This is a genomic window from Pseudomonas sp. WPR_5_2 (assembly GCF_003634475.1).
Taxonomy (GTDB): domain Bacteria; phylum Pseudomonadota; class Gammaproteobacteria; order Pseudomonadales; family Pseudomonadaceae; genus Aquipseudomonas; species Aquipseudomonas izuensis.
In genome coordinates, this window is record NZ_RBLA01000003.1 from 545203 (window position 1) to 564824 (window position 19622).

At 59.1% G+C, this 19622-nt stretch carries 19 protein-coding genes; 14 read left to right on the top strand and 5 right to left on the bottom strand.

Annotation, left to right across the window (positions count from 1 at the left end; translation table 11 throughout):
• The first annotated feature begins 489 nt into the window (after positions 1-489).
• Positions 490-1908, top strand: coding sequence for an amino acid permease (locus tag BJ917_RS15180; protein ID WP_096512853.1), 1419 nt, complete (start codon positions 490-492; stop codon positions 1906-1908).
• Positions 1909-2142: 234 nt separating this feature from the next.
• On the opposite strand, the gene BJ917_RS15185 is transcribed toward BJ917_RS15180, so the two are convergent.
• Complete coding sequence (locus BJ917_RS15185; RefSeq protein ID WP_096512852.1) at positions 2143-3807, bottom strand: electron transfer flavoprotein-ubiquinone oxidoreductase; 1665 nt, start codon at positions 3805-3807, stop codon at positions 2143-2145.
• 546 nt (positions 3808-4353) lie between these two features.
• Between BJ917_RS15185 and BJ917_RS15190 the strand changes: the two genes are divergently transcribed.
• The 10 genes from BJ917_RS15190 (at position 4354) to BJ917_RS15235 (ending at position 14068) form a co-directional block, all read left to right on the top strand.
• The gene (locus tag BJ917_RS15190) at positions 4354-5103 is read left to right on the top strand and encodes an electron transfer flavoprotein subunit beta/FixA family protein (RefSeq protein WP_007987229.1); all 750 of its coding nucleotides are present in this window, start codon (positions 4354-4356) and stop codon (positions 5101-5103) included.
• The gene (locus BJ917_RS15195; RefSeq protein ID WP_096512851.1) at positions 5104-6033 is read left to right on the top strand and encodes an electron transfer flavoprotein subunit alpha/FixB family protein; all 930 of its coding nucleotides are present in this window, start codon (positions 5104-5106) and stop codon (positions 6031-6033) included.
• Positions 6034-6196: 163 nt separating this feature from the next.
• Entirely contained in the window at positions 6197-7021 is an 825-nt protein-coding gene (locus tag BJ917_RS15200; protein ID WP_121103751.1) for an ABC transporter substrate-binding protein, read from the top strand.
• 9 nt (positions 7022-7030) lie between these two features.
• Positions 7031-7387 carry a DUF4398 domain-containing protein gene (locus BJ917_RS15205; RefSeq protein WP_096512849.1) on the top strand — a complete coding sequence of 119 codons (357 nt, stop codon included), beginning with the start codon at positions 7031-7033 and terminating at the stop codon, positions 7385-7387.
• A complete protein-coding gene (locus BJ917_RS15210) occupies positions 7384-8196 on the top strand; it encodes an OmpA family protein (protein WP_121103752.1) in 813 nt (270 codons plus the stop codon). The genes BJ917_RS15205 and BJ917_RS15210 overlap by 4 nt, the downstream gene beginning before the upstream one ends.
• 310 nt (positions 8197-8506) lie before the next feature.
• Positions 8507-9946 (top strand): PLP-dependent aminotransferase family protein, encoded by a 1440-nt coding sequence (locus BJ917_RS15215; protein ID WP_096512847.1) that lies wholly within the window; start codon positions 8507-8509, stop codon positions 9944-9946.
• A 99-nt stretch (positions 9947-10045) separates the two neighbouring features.
• Positions 10046-10513 (top strand): translation initiation factor 2, encoded by a 468-nt coding sequence (locus BJ917_RS15220; protein WP_121103753.1) that lies wholly within the window; start codon positions 10046-10048, stop codon positions 10511-10513.
• Positions 10514-10678: 165 nt separating this feature from the next.
• On the top strand, positions 10679-10933 hold the full coding sequence (locus tag BJ917_RS15225) for a YkgJ family cysteine cluster protein (protein WP_096512846.1): 255 nt from the start codon (positions 10679-10681) through the stop codon (positions 10931-10933).
• Positions 10934-10973: 40 nt separating this feature from the next.
• Positions 10974-11579: an START domain-containing protein gene (locus tag BJ917_RS15230; RefSeq protein WP_096512845.1), complete on the top strand. Its 606-nt coding sequence runs from the start codon at positions 10974-10976 to the stop codon at positions 11577-11579.
• A gap of 389 nt (positions 11580-11968) precedes the next feature.
• Positions 11969-14068 (top strand): LTA synthase family protein, encoded by a 2100-nt coding sequence (locus tag BJ917_RS15235; RefSeq protein WP_096512844.1) that lies wholly within the window; start codon positions 11969-11971, stop codon positions 14066-14068.
• A 61-nt stretch (positions 14069-14129) separates the two neighbouring features.
• On the opposite strand, the gene BJ917_RS15240 is transcribed toward BJ917_RS15235, so the two are convergent.
• The gene (locus BJ917_RS15240) at positions 14130-14288 is read right to left on the bottom strand and encodes a DUF3309 family protein (RefSeq protein WP_170948722.1); all 159 of its coding nucleotides are present in this window, start codon (positions 14286-14288) and stop codon (positions 14130-14132) included.
• Positions 14289-14567: 279 nt separating this feature from the next.
• On the opposite strand from BJ917_RS15240, the gene BJ917_RS15245 reads away from it, so the two are divergent.
• The 3 genes from BJ917_RS15245 (at position 14568) to csrA (ending at position 16125) form a co-directional block, all read left to right on the top strand.
• Positions 14568-15383 (top strand): SDR family oxidoreductase, encoded by an 816-nt coding sequence (locus BJ917_RS15245; protein WP_096512843.1) that lies wholly within the window; start codon positions 14568-14570, stop codon positions 15381-15383.
• Between the two features lie 64 nt (positions 15384-15447).
• A complete protein-coding gene (locus BJ917_RS15250) occupies positions 15448-15780 on the top strand; it encodes a YnfA family protein (RefSeq protein ID WP_096512842.1) in 333 nt (110 codons plus the stop codon).
• A 153-nt stretch (positions 15781-15933) separates the two neighbouring features.
• Positions 15934-16125: a carbon storage regulator CsrA gene (gene csrA, locus BJ917_RS15255; RefSeq protein ID WP_096512841.1), complete on the top strand. Its 192-nt coding sequence runs from the start codon at positions 15934-15936 to the stop codon at positions 16123-16125.
• Here csrA and BJ917_RS15260 read toward each other — a convergent pair.
• From BJ917_RS15260 to ngg, 3 genes are all read right to left on the bottom strand, one after another.
• Complete coding sequence (locus BJ917_RS15260; RefSeq protein WP_003199186.1) at positions 16114-16341, bottom strand: YheU family protein; 228 nt, start codon at positions 16339-16341, stop codon at positions 16114-16116. The two genes, csrA and BJ917_RS15260, sit on opposite strands and share 12 nt — an antisense overlap.
• A gap of 182 nt (positions 16342-16523) precedes the next feature.
• Positions 16524-17714: an osmoprotectant NAGGN system M42 family peptidase gene (locus tag BJ917_RS15265; protein ID WP_096512840.1), complete on the bottom strand. Its 1191-nt coding sequence runs from the start codon at positions 17712-17714 to the stop codon at positions 16524-16526.
• Between the two features lie 162 nt (positions 17715-17876).
• Complete coding sequence (ngg, locus tag BJ917_RS15270; RefSeq protein WP_121103754.1) at positions 17877-19622, bottom strand: N-acetylglutaminylglutamine synthetase; 1746 nt, start codon at positions 19620-19622, stop codon at positions 17877-17879.

The following is a 19622-nucleotide window of genomic DNA, read 5'->3' on the forward strand; positions in this document are numbered from 1 at the left end:
TGTTATGCGCCCCATGCCTGTCGTGCAGGTGAAGAACAAAAAGGAGGCGCAATGAACGCCGCAATCCGTTTTCAGCTCTCAGCGTGGGCCGGTCTTTCAACCGTCCCCTTCAAAGGTCCGCAAAGGCCAGCCCCCCTTTTGGCAGCCGCCCGAGCCTCTCGGGGTGGACACAGGCAATCCCGGCAACCAACACACTGATCCAGTGGTGTCTGGCAGCAGGGGGTTAGCGGTGTACAATGCGCCGCGTTTTACCTGTGACCTCCTGCGCATCTGCGCAAACCTCAAGGCTATCCGCCTTGTTCACTCCGCCGCGTCACGAGCGTGTCGGGTTCGATTTCGTCACAGATAAAAACAAACAGGTGACGCATGACCGTTGTAAATACGCTGAACTCCTGGTGCCTGCGCTGGGGTTTGATCGGTGCCGCTTAACGCCTTTCCCAAGCAGCAACGTCTACTGAACATCATCAAACCTTGCGTGAGACCCTTTTCATGAGTGGACAAAACTCGCATTCGGGCGAGCTGAAACGCGGCCTGAAAAATCGCCACATTCAATTGATCGCCCTCGGTGGCGCGATTGGTACCGGTCTGTTCCTCGGCTCGGCCGGGGTACTGAAATCCGCCGGCCCGTCGATGATCCTCGGCTACGCCATCTGCGGCTTCATCGCCTTCATGATCATGCGCCAACTGGGCGAAATGATCGTCGAAGATCCGGTGGCCGGTTCCTTCAGCCATTTCGCGCACAAGTACTGGGGCGGTTTTGCCGGCTTCCTGTCGGGCTGGAACTGCTGGATCCTGTACATTCTGGTAGGCATGTCGGAGCTGACGGCGGTCGGCAAATATATCCACTACTGGGCACCGGACATCCCGACCTGGGTCTCCGCGGCTGCGTTCTTTGTGCTGATCAACGCTATCAACCTGGCCAACGTCAAAGTCTTTGGCGAGGCCGAGTTCTGGTTCGCGATCATCAAGGTCGTGGCGATCGTCGGCATGATTGCCCTGGGCAGCTACCTGCTGGTCAGCGGCAATGGCGGCCCGCAAGCGGCGGTCAGTAACCTGTGGTCCCACGGGGGCTTCTTCCCGAACGGTATCAGCGGCCTGGTGATGGCCATGGCGTTCATCATGTTTTCCTTCGGTGGCCTGGAAATGCTGGGTTTCACTGCTGCCGAAGCCGACAAGCCGAAAACTGTGATCCCGAAAGCGATCAACCAGGTGATCTACCGGATCCTGATTTTCTACATCGGCGCGCTGGTCATCCTGCTGTCGCTGACACCTTGGGATAGCCTGCTGACCACGTTGAACGCGTCCGGTGACTCCTACAGCGGTAGCCCATTCGTGCAAGTGTTCTCTATGCTGGGCAGCAACACCGCCGCGCACATCCTCAACTTCGTGGTCCTGACCGCGGCGCTGTCGGTGTACAACAGCGGCACCTACTGCAACAGCCGCATGCTACTGGGCATGGCCGAGCAGGGCGATGCACCGAAGGCTTTGGCGAAGATCGACAAGCGCGGCGTGCCGGTGCGTTCGATCCTGGCTTCGGCTGCCGTGACGCTGATTGCGGTGCTGCTGAACTACCTGATCCCGCAGAACGCGCTGGAACTGTTGATGTCGCTGGTGGTGGCCACCCTGGTGATCAACTGGGCGATGATCAGCTACTCGCACTTCAAGTTCCGTCAGCACATGAACAAGACCAAACAAACGCCGCTGTTCAAGGCCTTGTGGTATCCGTACGGCAACTACATCTGCCTGGCGTTCGTGTTGTTCATTCTCGGTGTGATGTTGTTGATTCCGGGGATCCAGACATCGGTGTACGCGATTCCGGTGTGGGTCGTATTCATGTGGGTCTGCTACGGCATCAAGAACAAGCGCCGTGATGCCGGTGCTGCTGTGGTGGGTTCCGTCACCCGATAGGAATATCGGCTGGCCGGCTAAAGAAAATGCCCGTGTCGCGAGATACGGGCATTTTTTATGATCTTTGGTGCGCACATCTGATCTGTAGGCGCCGGCTTGCTGGCGAAGGCGGTGTGTCCGGCGAGGTCGATGTTGGATGTGCAGGCCTCTTCGCAGGAAAGCCGGCTCCTACAGGTTCACGTTGGCAAAAAAATGCCCCGACAAGTCGGGGCATTCTTTGTTGTGGCGTTCGGCTTACATGTTCGGGTAAGTCGGGCCGCCGGCACCTTCCGGGGTGACCCAGGTGATGTTCTGCGCAGGATCCTTGATGTCGCAGGTCTTGCAGTGAACACAGTTCTGGGCGTTGATCTGGAAGCGTTTCTCGCCGTCTTCCTTGGTCACCACTTCATACACGCCGGCCGGGCAGTAGCGCTGGGCAGGTTCGTCGTACAGCGGCAGGTTCTTGGTGATCGGGATGCTCGCATCAGCCAGCTTCAGGTGGCACGGCTGCTCTTCTTCGTGGTTGGTACCGGAGATAAACACCGAGCTCAATTTGTCGAAGCTGATCTTGCCGTCCGGTTTCGGGTAGTCGATCTTCTTGCAGTCGGCCGCCAGTTTCAGGCAAGCGTAATCTGGCTTGGTGTCGTGCAGGGTGAACGGCAGTTTGCCGCCGAAGATGTTCTGGTCCAGCCAGTTGAAACCACCGCCGATGATGGCGCCGAACTTGTGGATCGCCGGGCCGAAGTTACGGCTGGCGAACAGTTCGTCGTAGAGCCAGCTCTTCTTGAACGCGTCCACGTAGGTGGTCAGTTCTGCAGTGCCGTCCAGGTCGGCGAACAGCGCGTCAGCCACGGACTCGGCAGCGAGCATGCCGGACTTCATCGCGGTATGGCTGCCTTTGATCTTGGCGAAGTTCAGGGTGCCGAGGTCGCAGCCGATCAGCGCGCCGCCCTTGAACACCATTTTTGGCAGCGAGTTCAGGCCGCCCTTGCAGATGGCGCGGGCGCCGTAGCTGATGCGCTTGCCGCCTTCGAGGTACTGCTTGAGCACCGGGTGGTGCTTGAGGCGCTGGAACTCGTCGAACGGCGACAGGAAGGTGTTGCTGTAGGACAGGTCGACGATCAGGCCGACGACGACCTGGTTGTTTTCCAGGTGATAGAGGAACGAGCCGCCGGTGTTCTCGGTGCCCATGATGTCCATCGGCCAGCCGGCGGTATGTACCACCAGGCCTGGCTGGTGTTTGGCCGGGTCAACTTCCCAGATTTCTTTCAGGCCGATGCCGTAATGCTGGGCGTCGGCATCGCTGTCGAGGTTGAAGCGCTTGATCAGTTGCTTGCCGATGTGGCCACGGCAACCTTCGGCGAACAGCGTGTACTTGCCACGCAGTTCCATACCCGGGGTGTACAGGCCTTCCTTCGGATGACCTTCGCGATCAACGCCCAGATCACCGGTGATGATTCCGCGGACCACACCATTTTCGTCGAACAGCGCTTCCTGGGCGGCGAAGCCCGGGTAGATTTCCACGCCCAGGTTCTCGGCCTGCTGGGCCAACCAGCGGCACAGGTTGCCCAGGGAGATGATGTAGTTGCCTTCGTTGTGCATGGTCTTGGGCACAAAGAAGTCTGGAACTTTCTGCGCGCTTTCGGCGTTTTTCAGCACGAAAATGTCATCGCGGGTGACCGGCGTGTTCAGCGGTGCGCCGAGTTCTTTCCAGTTCGGGAACAATTCGTTCAGGGCCCGAGGCTCGAACACCGCACCGGACAGGATGTGAGCACCGACTTCGGAGCCTTTTTCAACCACGCAGACGCTGATTTCCTTACCGGCTTCGGCGGCCTTCTGCTTCAATCGGCAGGCGGCGGAAAGACCAGCGGGGCCGGCACCGACGATGACCACGTCGAATTCCATGTATTCGCGTTCCACAGGTTATCTCCTACTCAAGGCTCAACAGTTTTTTTTCTAATTGGAAGTTTGGTGTCGCATCCATGAATCCCTGCACAATGCGGGAAGAGGACAATCGATGAACCACCTTTCTCTCTGGGTGGCGCATTATATCTACACCACTCCTAGCGTCCAATACAAACGTTTGTTTGAATTGCCGCAAAGCCAGAGAAATCAAAGTCACGCGGGTTATGAACGGCTATTTTGCCGTATTGACCGGAATAGGTGTTCCGGTCAAGATACGGGCGGTTTTGCGCTCGCCGTAGGCTGACTGTTGGTTTCAAGAGCACCTCTAAAGACAGGGCGATGGCAGTACAAGGTGACGCGCCATTTGGGTTTGCGCGCAGTTTACACGCCGCGATATTGAATGACTCGTCGGTCACCACTGACGAACGGTCATGAACATCGTGAGCGATGGTCACTTGACACGAATGCCGGCGTTTTTAGAGGTGCCCTTGCGCCCCATGAGCATCAACCGCCAGGTTCGCCTAGGCGACTTTCTTTTCACCGGAGAGTAACGAGGAATCCATGAAGGTTCTTGTAGCTGTCAAACGCGTTGTGGATTACAACGTCAAGGTCCGCGTCAAGGCGGACAATTCCGGCGTCGATCTTGCCAACGTCAAGATGTCGATGAACCCGTTCTGCGAAATCGCAGTGGAAGAAGCCGTACGTCTGAAAGAGAAAGGCGTTGCGACTGAAATCGTCGTCGTCTCCGTCGGCCCGTCCACCGCTCAAGAGCAACTGCGCACCGCGCTGGCTCTGGGTGCCGACCGCGCCATCCTCGTCGAGTCCGCCGAAGATCTGACTTCCCTGGCCGTTGCCAAACTGTTGAAAGCTGTTGTCGACAAGGAACAGCCTCAGCTGGTGATCCTTGGCAAACAAGCCATCGACAGCGACAACAACCAGACTGGCCAGATGCTCGCTGCATTGAGCGGCTATGGTCAGGGCACATTCGCCTCCAAAGTCGAAATCAGCGGCGACAGCGTGGCTGTCACCCGTGAAATCGACGGCGGCGCGCAGACCGTTTCCCTGAAACTGCCGGCCATCGTCACCACCGACCTGCGTTTGAACGAGCCGCGCTACGCGTCCCTGCCAAACATCATGAAAGCCAAGAAGAAGCCTCTCGAAGTGCTGACTCCGGACGCTTTGGGCGTTTCCACCGCCTCCACCAACAAGACCGTGAAAGTCGAAGCGCCTGCTGCACGCAGCGCGGGTATCAAGGTCAAGTCGGTGGCTGAACTGGTCGAGAAACTGAAAAACGAAGCGAAGGTAATCTAAATGACTATCTTGGTTATTGCTGAACACGACAACAAAGTGCTGGCCCCGGCCACGCTGAACACCGTTGCTGCCGCTGCCAAAATCGGCGGCGACATCCACGTGCTGGTTGCAGGTCAGGGCGCTGGCGCCGTGGCTGAAGCGGCAGCGAAAATCGCGGGCGTGAGCAAAGTCCTGAACGCTGACAATGCTGCTTACGCGCATCAGCTGCCGGAAAACGTTGCGCCATTGGTTGCCGAGCTGGGCAAGGGTTACAGCCACATCCTGGCTGCCGCCACTTCCAACGGCAAAAACATCCTGCCGCGCGTTGCCGCTGCACTGGACGTTGACCAGATCTCCGAGATCATCTCGGTCGAAAGCGCTGACACTTTCAAGCGTCCGATCTACGCCGGTAACGCCATCGCTACCGTTCAGTCGAACGCTGCGGTCAAGGTGATCACCGTGCGTGCCACCGGTTTCGACCCGGTAGCCGCTGAAGGTGGTTCGGCTTCGGTTGAATCCGTTGCTGCTGCTCACGATGCTGCAATCTCCAGCTTCGTCGGCGAAGAGCTGGCCAAGTCCGATCGTCCGGAACTGACCGCTGCCAAGATCGTCGTTTCCGGCGGCCGCGGCATGCAGAACGGCGACAACTTCAAACACCTGTACGCCCTGGCCGACAAGCTGGGCGCTGCCGTCGGTGCTTCCCGCGCCGCGGTCGACGCAGGTTTCGTACCCAACGACATGCAGGTCGGTCAGACCGGCAAGATCGTTGCTCCTCAGCTGTACATCGCGGTCGGTATCTCCGGCGCGATCCAGCACCTGGCCGGCATGAAAGACTCCAAAGTGATCGTAGCGATCAACAAGGACGAAGAAGCGCCGATCTTCCAGGTGGCCGATTACGGCCTGGTGGCGGACCTGTTCGAAGCCATCCCTGAGCTGGAGAAGCTGGTCTAATCCGGCTGCTTCACTTATAAAGAGCCCGACCTTTTGGTCGGGCTTTTTTTTGCCCTTTCTGTAGGAGCCGGCTTGCTGGCGATGGCGATCTCAAGGACGCCATCGCCGGCAAGCCGGCTCCTACAGGGGGAGATCTAACCAGGTTTGAGTGGAGCGTAATGCCATGGATCCGCGTCGAATGTGTGGCTGGTCATTGCTGCTGAGTTTGACAATGTTGCCGGTATTGTCGAATGCGGCCGGCAAATGCGATCGCCTGGTGGTCACCGGCAGCCCGGATGCGCCACCCTACCTGTGGCAAGACCCGCAGAACCCCAGGCACCTGATTGGCGCCAGTGCCGATCTGTTGCAGCAAGTGGCGCAAGAGTTGGGCATCAAGGTTGAACTGCTTTACGCCGGCAAACGCTCCCAGGCTCTGGATGAAGTGCGCAGTGGTCGCATGGACATGTTGGCCGATGCACCGTTGACGGTCGGCGAGCTGGAGTCTCTGGACTATATCCATCCACCCTTGCTGGAAAACGATTATCTGGTCTGGACCCGCAGGGATTCGCCGCTGGCCTACAACGACGTGCAGGACCTACACGGTCATACCGGCGCGTTGTCGGAAAAATCTCGATTGACCTCTGCATTTGGTACTTACGCCGAGCAGCACCTGAACCTTGTCCGTACACCCAACTTGACTGAGGCCTTTCAGAAGTTGCTGCTCAGTGAGGTGGAATTCGTCCTGGCCGGGCGCTATTCCGGCATGGCAATGGCGCAGACACTTGGCATGGCCAACGACCTGATCGCCCGCGCGCAACCGGTCGACAAACCGGGACTGTATCTGGCGGTTTCCCATAACTCGGCCTGCAACGATCCGTGGTTGCGCGGACAGTTGGCCAAAAAGATGACAGAATTGCCCGCGTCCGGACTGACCGAGGCCGTGCTGCAGCGCAATATCGAGCGTTGGAACGCGCAGCAGAAACAATCTGTCAGTACCCCAAAACAGTAGGGATTTTTAGTGAGTATTCGACCTCTTTTCGCTGCCCTGGCCGTTCTGGCTCTGGCGGGTTGTGCAGCCGATCCGGCGCCGAATGAACAAATGCGCCTGACCGCACAGGCACTCGAACAGGCCAAGGCCGTTGGCGCCACGGCCGATGAAGTGCCGGAAATGAAACTGGCCGAAGACAAGTACAATCGCGCCAAGGGCAGCATGGCCGATCAATCCTACAAAAATGCGCGCATGCGCTCCGAGCAGGCCGAGCTTGACGCGCGCCTGGCTGAGGCTCGGGTCCTGACCCTCAAGAGCGAGGAGCAGTTGAACGTACTCAATACCCGCATCACCCGCCTGCGCAAGCAATTGGGGGATACCCAATGAGCCTCGGGTCCAAGATGTTCGGCGGTTTTATCCTGGCAGGTTGCGCGAGTCTTTACGGCTGCGCCGGTCAGCACAGCGAGGCGGTGTTGCAGCAGGCTGGTGCTGACTTCCAGAAGGTCAAGGAAGATGCCAACGTATTGCGAATCGCGCCCAAGGATGTGATTCGCGCCGGTGAGTCCCTGGCGCGCGCCGACCGGTTATCCAGCTATTGGGGCAGCGGTTCGGATGTCGCGCATTACGCCTACCTGAGTCAACGCTACAGCGAAATCGCCCGCGAGCACACCAATCAGGTGCTCAACGAAGAGCGCGCAGCGAAGCTGGAACTGGAGCGTCAACGCCTGCAACTGGCCTTGCGCGAATCCAAGCTGCTCAACGTACAGCAGCAGGGAAAATGGCTCGAAGAACAGATTGTGGCGCTGGCCACCACCCAGACCGATCGGGGCCTGGTGATGACCCTGGGTGATGTGCTGTTCGACACCGGAGAGGCGGAGCTGAATAACTCGGCCAACCGTGTGGTGTTGAAGATCGTGCAGTTCCTGCAGCTCAACCCCAAGCGTGTGGTGCGCATCGAAGGTTATGCCGACAGTACTGGCGGCAAGCAGGAAAACCTCAAGCTGTCCCGTGACCGTGCGCAATCGGTGGCGGATGTGCTGATGGACCTGGGTATCGAAGACAAGCGTATTCAGGTCGAAGGTTATGGCGATGAGTACCCGGTGGACGCCAACGCTTCCGAGCGGGGGCGTGCACAGAACCGTCGGGTGGAAATTGTGTTCTCCGACGAAAAAGGCCAGCTCGGCGCCGCCCGCTGATAACGGCTTCCCATTGAAACCTCAATCTCTGTAGGAGCCGGCTTGCTGGCGATCACATCACCGCGGTGTTTCAGAGGAGCCGAAGTGATGCCATCGCCAGCAAGCCGGCTCCTACAAGCCCGGCCTGCCAGTCAGTGCCGGGTTTTTTTGTGCCTGCCAAACAGTCGAGCTTTCCGATAAAAGCAGTACAGATTTTGCTGACACTGCACTGTACGGTCGACTATTGTGGCAACTGTCCCCGTACACTTCTAAACTGTTCCGGTATCGTTTCCTACAAGAATAAAATGCCTGTGAAATCGAGTGCTGCGTCATGACCAATCTCTTGCTCTACCAACGTATTGCTCAGCAACTGGCTGAAGACATCCGCCGCGGTGTGTATCAACCTGGAGAGCGCGTGCCTTCGGTACGCAAGATGAGCTCGCAGCTCAATGTCAGCCATGCCACCGTGTTACAGGCCTATGCCAACCTCGAAGACCAGGGGTTGATCCGTGCCCGGCCGCAGTCGGGTTATTACGTGCACCAGACGCCGGCCCTGACCGCACCGACGCCGGACATTGCCCGGGTCGAGCGTCCAGGACTGGTCACCCGCAGCAGCATCATCCAGCAGGTACTGGTCGAATCCCGCCGCGAAGGTGTGTTCCCGTTGGGCGCCGCGGTGCCGAGCGTCGACTATCTGCCGGTACGGGCGCTGCATCAGCAACTGGCCAAGGTCACCCGTTTCCATAGTCCCCGTGCATTCAGCTACATGTTCAGCCCCGGTTTCGAGCCGCTGCGCCGACAAGTGGCCATTCGCATGCGCGATGCCGGGGTGGTGGTCGACCCGTCGGAAGTGGTGATCACCCACGGCTGCGTCGATGCCTTGCAAATGTCCTTGCGAGTGCTGACCCGGCCGGGCGATCTCATCGCTGCCGAATCGCCGACCTACTACGGTTTGCTGCAACTGGCGGATCTGCTGGGGCTCAAGGTCATCGAGATCCCCAGCGATCCCTCCACCGGCATGAGCCTCGAAGCCCTGCAACTGGCCGCCAACCAATGGTCGATCAAGGCGCTGGTGTTGACCACGCGCCTGAGCAATCCGTTGGGCGGCACCATGCCCGAAGAGCGGCAGAAACAATTGCTGCGCCTGGCATCGGATTTCGACATTCAGGTGGTCGAGGACGACATCTACGGCGAACTGATGTTCGAGCAGGGGCGCACCAAGGCGCTCAAGGCCTACGACCGGCTGGATCGGGTGATCTATTGCTCGAGCTTCTCCAAAACCCTGTCGCCCGGTGTGCGGATTGGCTGGATGATTGCCGGCAAGTATCAACAGGAAATTCAGCGCTTGCAGACCTTCAGCACCCATTCGGCCTGCAGCGTCACGCAGATGGGCATTGCCGCTTATCTGGAGAATGGCGGTTACGACCGGCATTTGCGTTATATCCGTCAGGAATACCGCAAGAACCTCAGTGCCTTCCAATTGGCAGTGCAGCAGTATTTCCCGGAAGGCACGCAAATGACGCGGCCGACCGGCGGTTTCATTTTGTGGGTGAGCCTGCCGGGGCGAGTCAATACCCAGGAGCTGCACGTGCGTGCGTTGCAGCAGGGCATCAGTATTGCGCCGGGGCTGATTTTCAGTAACACCGAGCAGTTCAATCACTGTATTCGACTGAACTGTGGCATTCCCTGGAATCGGGAAGCCGAACGCGCATTGATGACCTTGGGCATGCTGGCCACTCAACTCTGCCAGGAGATGGCCGGCGGCTTTTGATCGGGCGGGCGGGTTATTGCTGCCCGTGCTTGTCATGGCGTCTGCAACAGGCGAGCATATGGCCCCTCTGTCGTTTGCGCGATGTGCGCCGTTGGATCCATGAAACCGATTTTTACTGCCGCCTGGTTGTTGATCTGTCTGTTAGTCAGCGCTCAGCCGGTATCCGTTATGGCCGCTTCCGATCAAGAGAAACCGGCGGCAAACACACCTTCAAAGAAAAATACGCCCATCCAGAAAACTGCACCGGTCAAAAAGAAAGCGGCTGCGGAAAAAAAACGCCCACCGATCGTCTCCAAGTCGAAACCGGCCAGTGAAGTGGTGAAGACCCAACTTCCTCCGGCCGACCTTGATTTGAGCTTGCCCAAGGACATGGTCGATGAGTTGAAACCGATCGGCACCGTGCCATTACCCAAGCGCGAACCGGTGTTGCCGCAAATGTTCGGTGACAAGAGCAGTCAGTTCCAGCTCAACGGTCGCTTGATCAGCAACGAAATGCAGTTGCAAATGCGCAACGAAGAGCGCCGTGAAGTCGAAGGCGCAGCGTTGGAATTCGAATTCAAGCGGTAAATCCAGACAGTTCGTAACCCGCCGGGTAGACGCTTTGTCGGAGACTGCCCGGTCACACCCCTTTGCGTGGAAAAACCCGTGGCCCGGTAATTTAAAACAACTGTTTTAGCGGTTACTCTGTGCCCCGTCCGTTTACACATTGCCCGTCGCGAGGAGCTCGTCGTCATGAAATGCCGTGAAGGCTGTGGCGCCTGTTGTATTGCCCCATCCATCAGTTCACCCATTCCCGGTATGCCCAACGGCAAAGCCGCCGGGGAACGTTGCCTGCAACTGTCTGCCGAGAATCTGTGCAATATTTTCGGTCAACCGGAGCGTCCGGCGGTGTGCTCGGCCTTTGAAGCTGATCCCGAGGTGTGCGGGAGCAGTAGTGAAGAAGCGATCCGGCTGCTGGGCTGGTGGGAGCAGATGACCGCCGCGTGATGTGTCAACGAACGGAACTTCAACAATAAGGAATAAGACTATGGGTTCGCTGCATCGTATGGCTGTTCTGTGTGGGTTGTCGGCTGTATTGGCCACCTCGTTCGCCCAGGCCGAAGACTGGAAAGTCGCTAAAAACGAAGACGGCATCAAGGTGTCCCTGAGTGAAGTGGCCGGTTCCGATTACAAGGCTTATCAGGGTGTCACCCTGATGAAAACCACCGTGGCCAAACTGCGCGCATTGCAGGAAGACGCGGCTGGTGCCTGTGCCTGGATTCACGAGTGCAAAACCCAGAAGTTGCTCAAGCACGAAGGCGATCAGAGCTGGACCTACACCCAATTCAATACACCATGGCCGGTCACCCCGCGCGATTCGGTGCTGCATGTCACCACCATCGAAGGCGCCGACGGCAGCCTGACCCGCAAGCTCGAAGGCGTGCCCAAGTACCTCCCTGAAGAAAAAGGCTTTGTGCGGGTTGCCAAGGTCGACGGCTTTTGGAAGTTCGTTCCCAAGGGCGATCAGGTTGAAGTGACCTATCAGGTACACACCGAGCCGGGCGGCAGCGTGCCGTCGATGGTTGCCAATAAATTCGTGGTCGATGCGCCGTTCGATACCTTGAAAAACCTCAAGGCTCGCGCTGAGAAATAAGTGCGATATCGATTTGCCCTCTGTAGGAGCGAGCCTGCTCGCGATGGACGTCAACGATAACGCGCGCGGTCTGAATGATCGCGTTGTTCGGGCGTTTTTCGCGAGCAGGCTCGCTCCCACAGGTATGAAGTGGCCGCACGCCCCCCTGTAATCCAACACCCCATCAAAGCCTTTATTGTGTTTCCAGATATGCGTTGCACAAAATTTTCACAAAGGCTCCAAGACAATTCGCGCGCGCCGGCATGACCTGTCAGTAATCAATGGCAATGCCGCGATCGATCGTGCACCATTTGCGCACCGCGCAAACCCCGGGGCCAAGTAGTGGCCAACAGAGGGCAGGGCGCAGCTGAATTTTTGAAACTTCAACTTCCAATGGGTCCTAAAACGACATGGCAATTCCGGACGCCCTGAATCAGCAGCGAGCTTCTAGTCGCCTGCTGCAACCGACCGTCAAATCGCATCTGGCCTACACGTTGTTGTGCGCGCTGGTCATGATGGTGATGTTTTCCGCGCTGCGCCTCGCGCTGTTGGTCTACAACCGCGAAATGATCCTCAATACACCGGCCTCGACCTTTGTCGAAGCGTTTGCCAACGGCCTGCGTTTCGACCTGCGTCTGGTGGTGTACCTGAGCGTTCCATTACTGCTGGCGCTGTTCAGCGCGCGGGCCATGGCGGCGCGCGGGTTCTTCCGTTTTTGGCTGACGGTGGCCTCCAGCATCGCGCTGTTCCTGGGCCTGATGGAGATGGACTTCTACCGTGAATTCCACCAGCGCCTGAACGGCCTGGTCTTCCAGTATGTGAAGGAAGACCCGAAAACCGTGATGAGCATGCTCTGGTACGGTTTCCCTGTGGTCCGCTACCTGCTGGCCTGGGCCGTCGGCACCTGGATCCTCAGCCTGGCATTCAAGGGCGCCGACCGTGCCACCCGTCCCCGTGGCCCCTTCAGTGGCGGCAGCATCAGCACACGCCAGGTCGCTCCCTGGTATGTACGCATCATGGTGTTCGCGGTTTGCCTGCTGATCTGCGTGGTCGCGGCCCGTGGCACCCTGCGTCAAGGCCCGCCAATGCGTTGGGGTGACGCCTACACCACCGATTCCAACTTTGCCAACCAGCTGGGCCTCAATGGCACGCTTTCCCTGGCGGCGGCGGCGAAGGACCGGATGTCCCAGGATCGCGACAACATCTGGAAAGCCACGTTGCCACAACCGATGGCGCAGCAGACCGTGCGTGACATGCTGCTGATGAAAGACGACAAACTGGTGGATGGCGAGACCGCCGCGGTGCGTCGCGACTACACGCCACCGGCCGACAAAACCCTGCCGATCAAGAACGTCGTTGTGATCCTGATGGAAAGCATGGCCGGTCACTCGGTGGGCGCACTGGGCGCACCGGGTAATATCACGCCATACATGGACAAACTGGCGAAGGAAGGCCTGCTGTTCGACCGCTTCTTCTCCAACGGTACCCATACCCATCAGGGCATGTTCGCCACCATGGCGTGCTTCCCGAACCTGCCGGGTTTTGAATACCTGATGCAGACCCCGGAAGGCAGCCACAAACTGTCCGGCCTGCCGCAGTTGCTCAGCGCCCGCAAATACGACGACGTATACGTCTACAACGGTGACTTCGCCTGGGACAATCAGTCGGGTTTCTTCAGCAACCAGGGCATGACCAACTTCATCGGGCGTAACGATTTCGTCAACCCGGTGTTCTCGGATCCGACCTGGGGCGTGTCCGACCAGGACATGTTCAACCGTGGCCTGGAAGAGCTGAAAGCCCGCGACGGCAAGGATAAGAAACCGTTCTATGCCTTGCTGCAAACCCTGTCCAACCACACTCCGTACGCCTTGCCGACGCCATTGCCGGTCGAGCGCGTGACCGATCGCGGCAGCCTGAACGAACATTTGACCGCCATGCGATACGCCGACTGGGCGCTGGGTCAGTTCTTCGAACAGGCTCGCAAGGAGCCGTACTTCAAGGAAACCCTGTTTGTCGTTGTCGGCGACCACGGTTTTGGCAACGAGCGTCAAATCACCGAAATGGACCTGGGTCGTTTCAATGTGCCGATGCTGATGATCGCACCGGGCATCCAGGAAAAATTTGGCAAGCTGGATCACACCGTCGGTACTCAAGTCGACATCGTGCCGACCATCATGGGCCGGATCGGCGGGGAAGTGCGGCATCAGTGCTGGGGCCGCGACCTGCTGAACCTGCCTGAAGGCGATACCGGTTTTGGCGTGATCAAGCCATCGGGGAGCGAGCAGACCACGGCCATCGTGACGGCTGACCAGATTCTGGTGCTGCCGAAGGACAAGGACATGGCGCCGAAGATGTACCAGTACGAACTGGGCGCCAACCCGCACGCCGAAGTGATACCGGATGCACCGCGTACCGCCGAGATGAAAACCAAGCTGGAAGCGTTCCTGCAAACGGCGACCAAGAGCCTGCTGGATAACACCGCCGGTGTTGTCGATGGCAAGCCGGATTAAGTAGCAACGCAATAAAAAGAGGCCCCTTCAAAAGGGCCTCTTTTTTTTGCCGGTCAGTTCTTCATATCTTGCCGAGTAACAACAGGATCAGTATCACCACCAACACCACACCGATGATACCGGACGGGCCATAACCCCAACTTCTGGAGTGCGGGAAGACCGGCAAACCACCGATCAGTAACAGGATCAGAATGATGAGTAGAATTGTGCCCATGTCTATTTCCTTGCTGTAAGAGTTCAGGAATGACCTAGTCGTTAATGGTCAGCGGGAATGCAATTAATTCGAGCTGCTTAAAAAATCCGACTGTTGCGCATCGAAGAAAATTCCAAGTTTTTTTATGTTTTTCGAGCAATGGATTATTTCGTCTCCACTGGCGTTAGTTGTGGGCGACGCGTCCAGGGTTTGCTCGGGCCATTCAGCAATCTGATGGAGCGTGGGTCGGCCGGTATCCTTCGCTACACTCGACGCATCATCCCCGGAACAACAAGGCTGTTTGCTATGCAAAATCGCATGATGATCACTGGTGCGGGCTCTGGCCTGGGTCGCGAAATCGCGCTGCGCTGGGCGCGCGAAGGCTGGCAGCTGGCCTTGTCCGACGTCAGCGAGCCCGGCCTGCAGGAAACCCTGAAGCAGGTGCGCGAAGCTGGCGGTGACGGTTTCATCCAGCGTTGCGACGTGCGCGATTACAGCCAGCTGACCGCCTTCGCACAGGCTTGCGAAGTGAAACTCGGCGGCATCGATGTGATCGTCAACAATGCGGGCGTGGCCTCCGGCGGGTTCTTCAATGAACTGTCCCTGGAAGACTGGGACTGGCAGATCGCGATCAACCTGATGGGGGTGGTCAAGGGTTGCAAGGCCTTCCTGCCGCTCCTGGAAAAGAGCAAAGGCAAGATCATCAACATCGCGTCGATGGCTGCGTTGATGCAAGGCCCGGCCATGAGCAACTACAACGTGGCCAAGGCCGGCGTGGTGGCGTTGTCCGAAAGCCTGCTGATCGAACTGGCGCACCAGGAAGTCGGCGTGCATGTGGTTTGCCCGTCATTCTTCCAGACTAACCTGCTGGATTCATTCCGTGGCCCGACCCCGGCCATGAAGGCCCAGGTCGGCAAGTTGCTGGAAAGTTCGCCCATCAGTGCTGCCGACATCGCCGACTACATCTACCGTCAGGTCGCCGCTGGCGAGTTCATGATCCTGCCTCACGAACAGGGCCGCATGGCCTGGGCGCTCAAGCAGAAGAACCCGCAACTGCTGTACAACGAAATGACCCTGATGGCCGACAAAATGCGCGCCAAGGCCAAACAAACCACAGGCTGAACTTGCCCGCAGGCCGCAGCCTCGTCAGGATGGCCGCCATCGGTCATCCTCGCGAGACAGTTACATGCTCAATTACCTGTGGTTTTTTCTTGCCGCGCTGTTTGAAATCGCCGGTTGCTTCGCGTTCTGGATGTGGCTGCGCCAGGGTAAAAGTTTCTGGTGGGTACTCCCGGCGTTGCTCAGCCTGACCCTGTTCGCCCTGTTGTTGACCCGCATCGAAGCCACCTACGCCGGTCGCGCCTATGCCGCTTACGGCGGTATCTACATCATTGCTTCGATTGGCTGGCTGGCGGTGGTCGAGCGGATCCGTCCGCTGGGCTCGGACTGGATCGGTGTGGCGCTGTGTGTGATCGGAGCGAGCGTCATCCTGTTCGGCCCGCGCTTTTCCGCCTCCTGACGTATCACGCCTTCAACCCAACGACCTGTCAGACGTTTCCGTCAGGGGAGTGGGCCAGCGGCTGTCAGTTCGGTCTGGATTACTGCCGCTGCCTTGTAGGCCAGTCCTGCGCCGGGCATCTTCAAGGTCCGGTAACCCTGAAGGACGAAGGCCATGCTTGTACTCAGTCGCGTTGTAGGCGAATTGATTTCCATCGGTGACACCATTTCCATACGTGTCGTGGCCGTCAACGGGAACACCGTACGTTTCGGCGTCGAGGCGCCGCGCAGTGTCAATGTGCACCGGTCCGAGATCCACGAGCGGATCCAGCGCAAGGAGCCCCGAAAGAAAAAATCAGTCGAATAGATGCTTGGGCACATCGTGCTTGAGCATCAACTGGCATTGCTCGCTTTCCGGGTCGAAGACGATCAATGCCTGGCCCTTGGTCAAAGCCTGGCGCACACGCAGGACACGGGTTTCCAGCGGCGTGTCATCGCCGTTGTCAGTGCCGTCGCGCGTGACGAAATCTTCGATCAGGCGGGTCAGGGTGTCGACTTCAAGTTGGTCGTGGGGAATCAGCATAGGCACCTCGGGTAAACAATGACGGGATGCTACGGCGAATGGGAGGACGCCGCTAGCCTCCAGGCTTTGTGTCGTTTGATCCGGCCCCTTCGCGAGCAGGCTCGCTCCCACAGTGAACCGCGTGCTCCTGTGGGAGCGAGCCTGCTCGCGAAGGCGTCAGACCAGGCGCTAAAAATCCCGGATCAGCTATCGGATCGCTGCCCCACCAGACTGTCCACCGAAGGCACCCGCGTATCGCTCTCCATCTGCGTGTCATGTTCGAGCTGATGACTGAACCGGTCCAGCGAGCCCTTGGCCGGTTGCGCATCGCTGGCGAACACCGGCGGGCTGAGGATGTAGGCACCGAGCAGGCGGCTGAGGGCGGCCAGGCTGTCGATATGGGTACGCTCATAGCCATGAGTGGCATCGCAGCCGAAGGCGAGGAGGGCGGTGCGGATGTCGTGGCCGGCCGTCACCGCCGAATGGGCGTCGCTGAAGTAGTAGCGGAACAGGTCGCGGCGTACCGGCAACTCGTTATCGCTGGCCAGGCGCAGCAGGTGTCGTGACAGGTGATAGTCATAGGGGCCACCGGAGTCCTGCATTGCGATACTCACGGCGTGTTCGCTGGAGTGCTGACCGGGTGCGACGGGTGCGATGTCGATGCCGACGAATTCGCTGACATCCCATGGCAACGCCGCCGCAGCGCCGCTGCCGGTTTCCTCGGTGATGGTGAACAGCGGGTGACAGTCGATCAGCAGTTCTTCGCCGCTGTCGACGATGGCTTTCAGCGCCGCCAGCAGCGCCGCGACACCGGCCTTGTCGTCGAGGTGACGGGCGCTGATGTGGCCGCTTTCGGTGAACTCCGGCAAGGGATCGAAGGCCACGAAGTCACCGACGCTGATTCCCAGGGAATCGCAATCGGCACGCGTCGCGCAGTAAGCGTCCAGGCGCAATTCGACGTGGTCCCAACTGATCGGCATTTCATCCACGGCAGTGTTGAACGCGTGCCCGGACGCCATCAGCGGCAACACGCTGCCACGGATCACGCCATTGTCGGTGAACAGGCTCACCCGGCTGCCCTCGGCAAAACGGCTGGACCAGCAGCCGACCGGTGCGAGGGTCAGGCGGCCGTTGTCCTTGATCGCACGCACGGCCGCGCCGATGGTATCCAGGTGTGCCGACACGGCGCGGTCGGGGCTGTTTTTCTTGCCCTTGAGGGTGGCGCGGATGGTGCCGCGACGGGTCATCTCGAACGCAATGTCCAACTCTTCAAGGCGTTCGGCGACATAGCGCACGATGGTATCGGTGAACCCGGTGGGGCTGGGAATGGCGAGCATTTCCAGCAGGACTTTTTGCAGGTAGGCCAGGTCCGGTTCGGGAATTTTGCGGGTCATGGAAACTCCTGATGAGTTGAGGCCATCGATGGTTTCGATGAAGTGAGATCTCTGTTGCCCGTCAAGCCGTCTTCGCGAGCAGGCTCGCTCCCACAGGGGGGCGCGGTTAACTGTGTGAGCGAGCCTGCTCGCGAAGGCAATGGCATGGGCAATACATCAATGTCAGGAAACCGACTGACTGTGCGGAAACAACAAATCCACAAACCGCTCTGCCGTCGGTTGCGGCTCATGGTTGGCCAGTCCGGCGCGTTCGTTGGCTTCGATAAACACGTACTGCGGTTGATCGGCGGCGCAGACCAACAAGTCGAGGCCGACCATGGGAATATCCAGCGCCCGCGCCGCTCGCACGGCGGCATCAAGCAAGGTCGGGTGGAGGATCGCGGTGACATCCTCCAGCACCCCGCCGGTATGCAGATTCGCCGTACGCCGGACGAACAGATGCTCGCCGGCCGGCAGAATACTGCTGTAGTCGTAGCCGGCTGCATGCAAGGTGCGTTGGGTTTCCGGGTCCAGCGGGATTTTGCTTTCGCCGCCTGTGGCCGCCTGTCGTCGACGACTCTGGGCTTCGATCAGCGCGCCGATGGAGTGTTGACCATCACCCACCACTTCAGCCGGTCGGCGAATTGCAGCGGCCACCACTTCAAAACCAATCACCAGAATCCGCAGGTCGAGGCCCTCGTGGAAACTTTCCAGCAGCACGCGACTGTCGAATCGGCGGGCAGCGTCAATGGCTTGCTGGACGTCTTCGATGGTCTGTAAATCCACCGCCACGCCGTCTCCCTGTTCACCGTCCAGCGGCTTGACCACCACCCTGTGGTGCTCGTCGAGAAACGCCAGGTTGTCATCGGCGTTGCCTGCCAATTGCTGCGCGGGCAGGTTCAGGCCCGCACCCTTGAGCACTTTGTGGGTCAGGCTCTTGTCCTGGCACAGCGTCATGCTGATAGCGCTGGTCAGGTCGCTGAGGGACTCGCGGCAGCGCACCCGGCGTCCACCATGGCTGAGGGTGAACATCCCGGCATCGGCGTCATCCACTTGCACATCGATGCCGCGCCGGTGTGCTTCCTCGACGATGATCCGTGCATACGGGTTGAAGGCGGCTTCGGGGCCGGGGCCGAGAAACAGGGGTTGATTGATGCCGTTCTTGCGCTTGATGGCGAAGGTCGAGAGGTTGCGAAAACCGAGCTTGGCGTACAGGTTCTTCGCCTGACGGTTGTCATGCAGCACGGACAGGTCGAGGTAACTCAGCCCGCGGCTCATGAAGTGTTCGATCAAATGCCGCACCAGCACTTCACCGACCCCTGGCCGCGAACAGTGTGGATCGACCGCCAGGCACCACAGGCTGCTGCCGTTTTCCGGATCGTTGAAGGCCTTGTGATGATTGAGGCCCATGACACTGCCGATCACCGCGCCGCTGTCCTCGTCTTCGGCCAGCCAGTACACCGGACCACCCAAGTGGCGCGACGTAAGCAAAGTGGTGTCGATCGGCAGCATGCCGCGTGCGTGGTATAGCTGATTGATCGCGCTCCAGTCGGCGTCGCTCTGGGCACGACGGATACGAAACCCGCGAAACACCCGGGTGGCCTGGCGGTAATCGCTGAACCACAGGCGCAAGGTATCGGACGGGTCGAGGAACAGCTGGGTCGGCTCCAGCCCCAGCACCTGTTGGGGGGCGGCGACGTACAACGCAATGTCGCGTTCACCGGGCTGCTCGTTGAGCAGCTCCCGGGCGAGGCTGGCTGCATCGGCAAAGGTGTGACCGATCAACAACCGGCCCCAGCCGCAATGCACCGCGATGGGGGCCGCGCCCAGTTCGCTGCCGTCTTCGGCCAGGCGCGCCTGCAAACGTTCGTAAGAGGGCGCCTGACCGCGCAACAGGCGTTGGTTGATTGCAGTGGAGTGGGGTTTCAT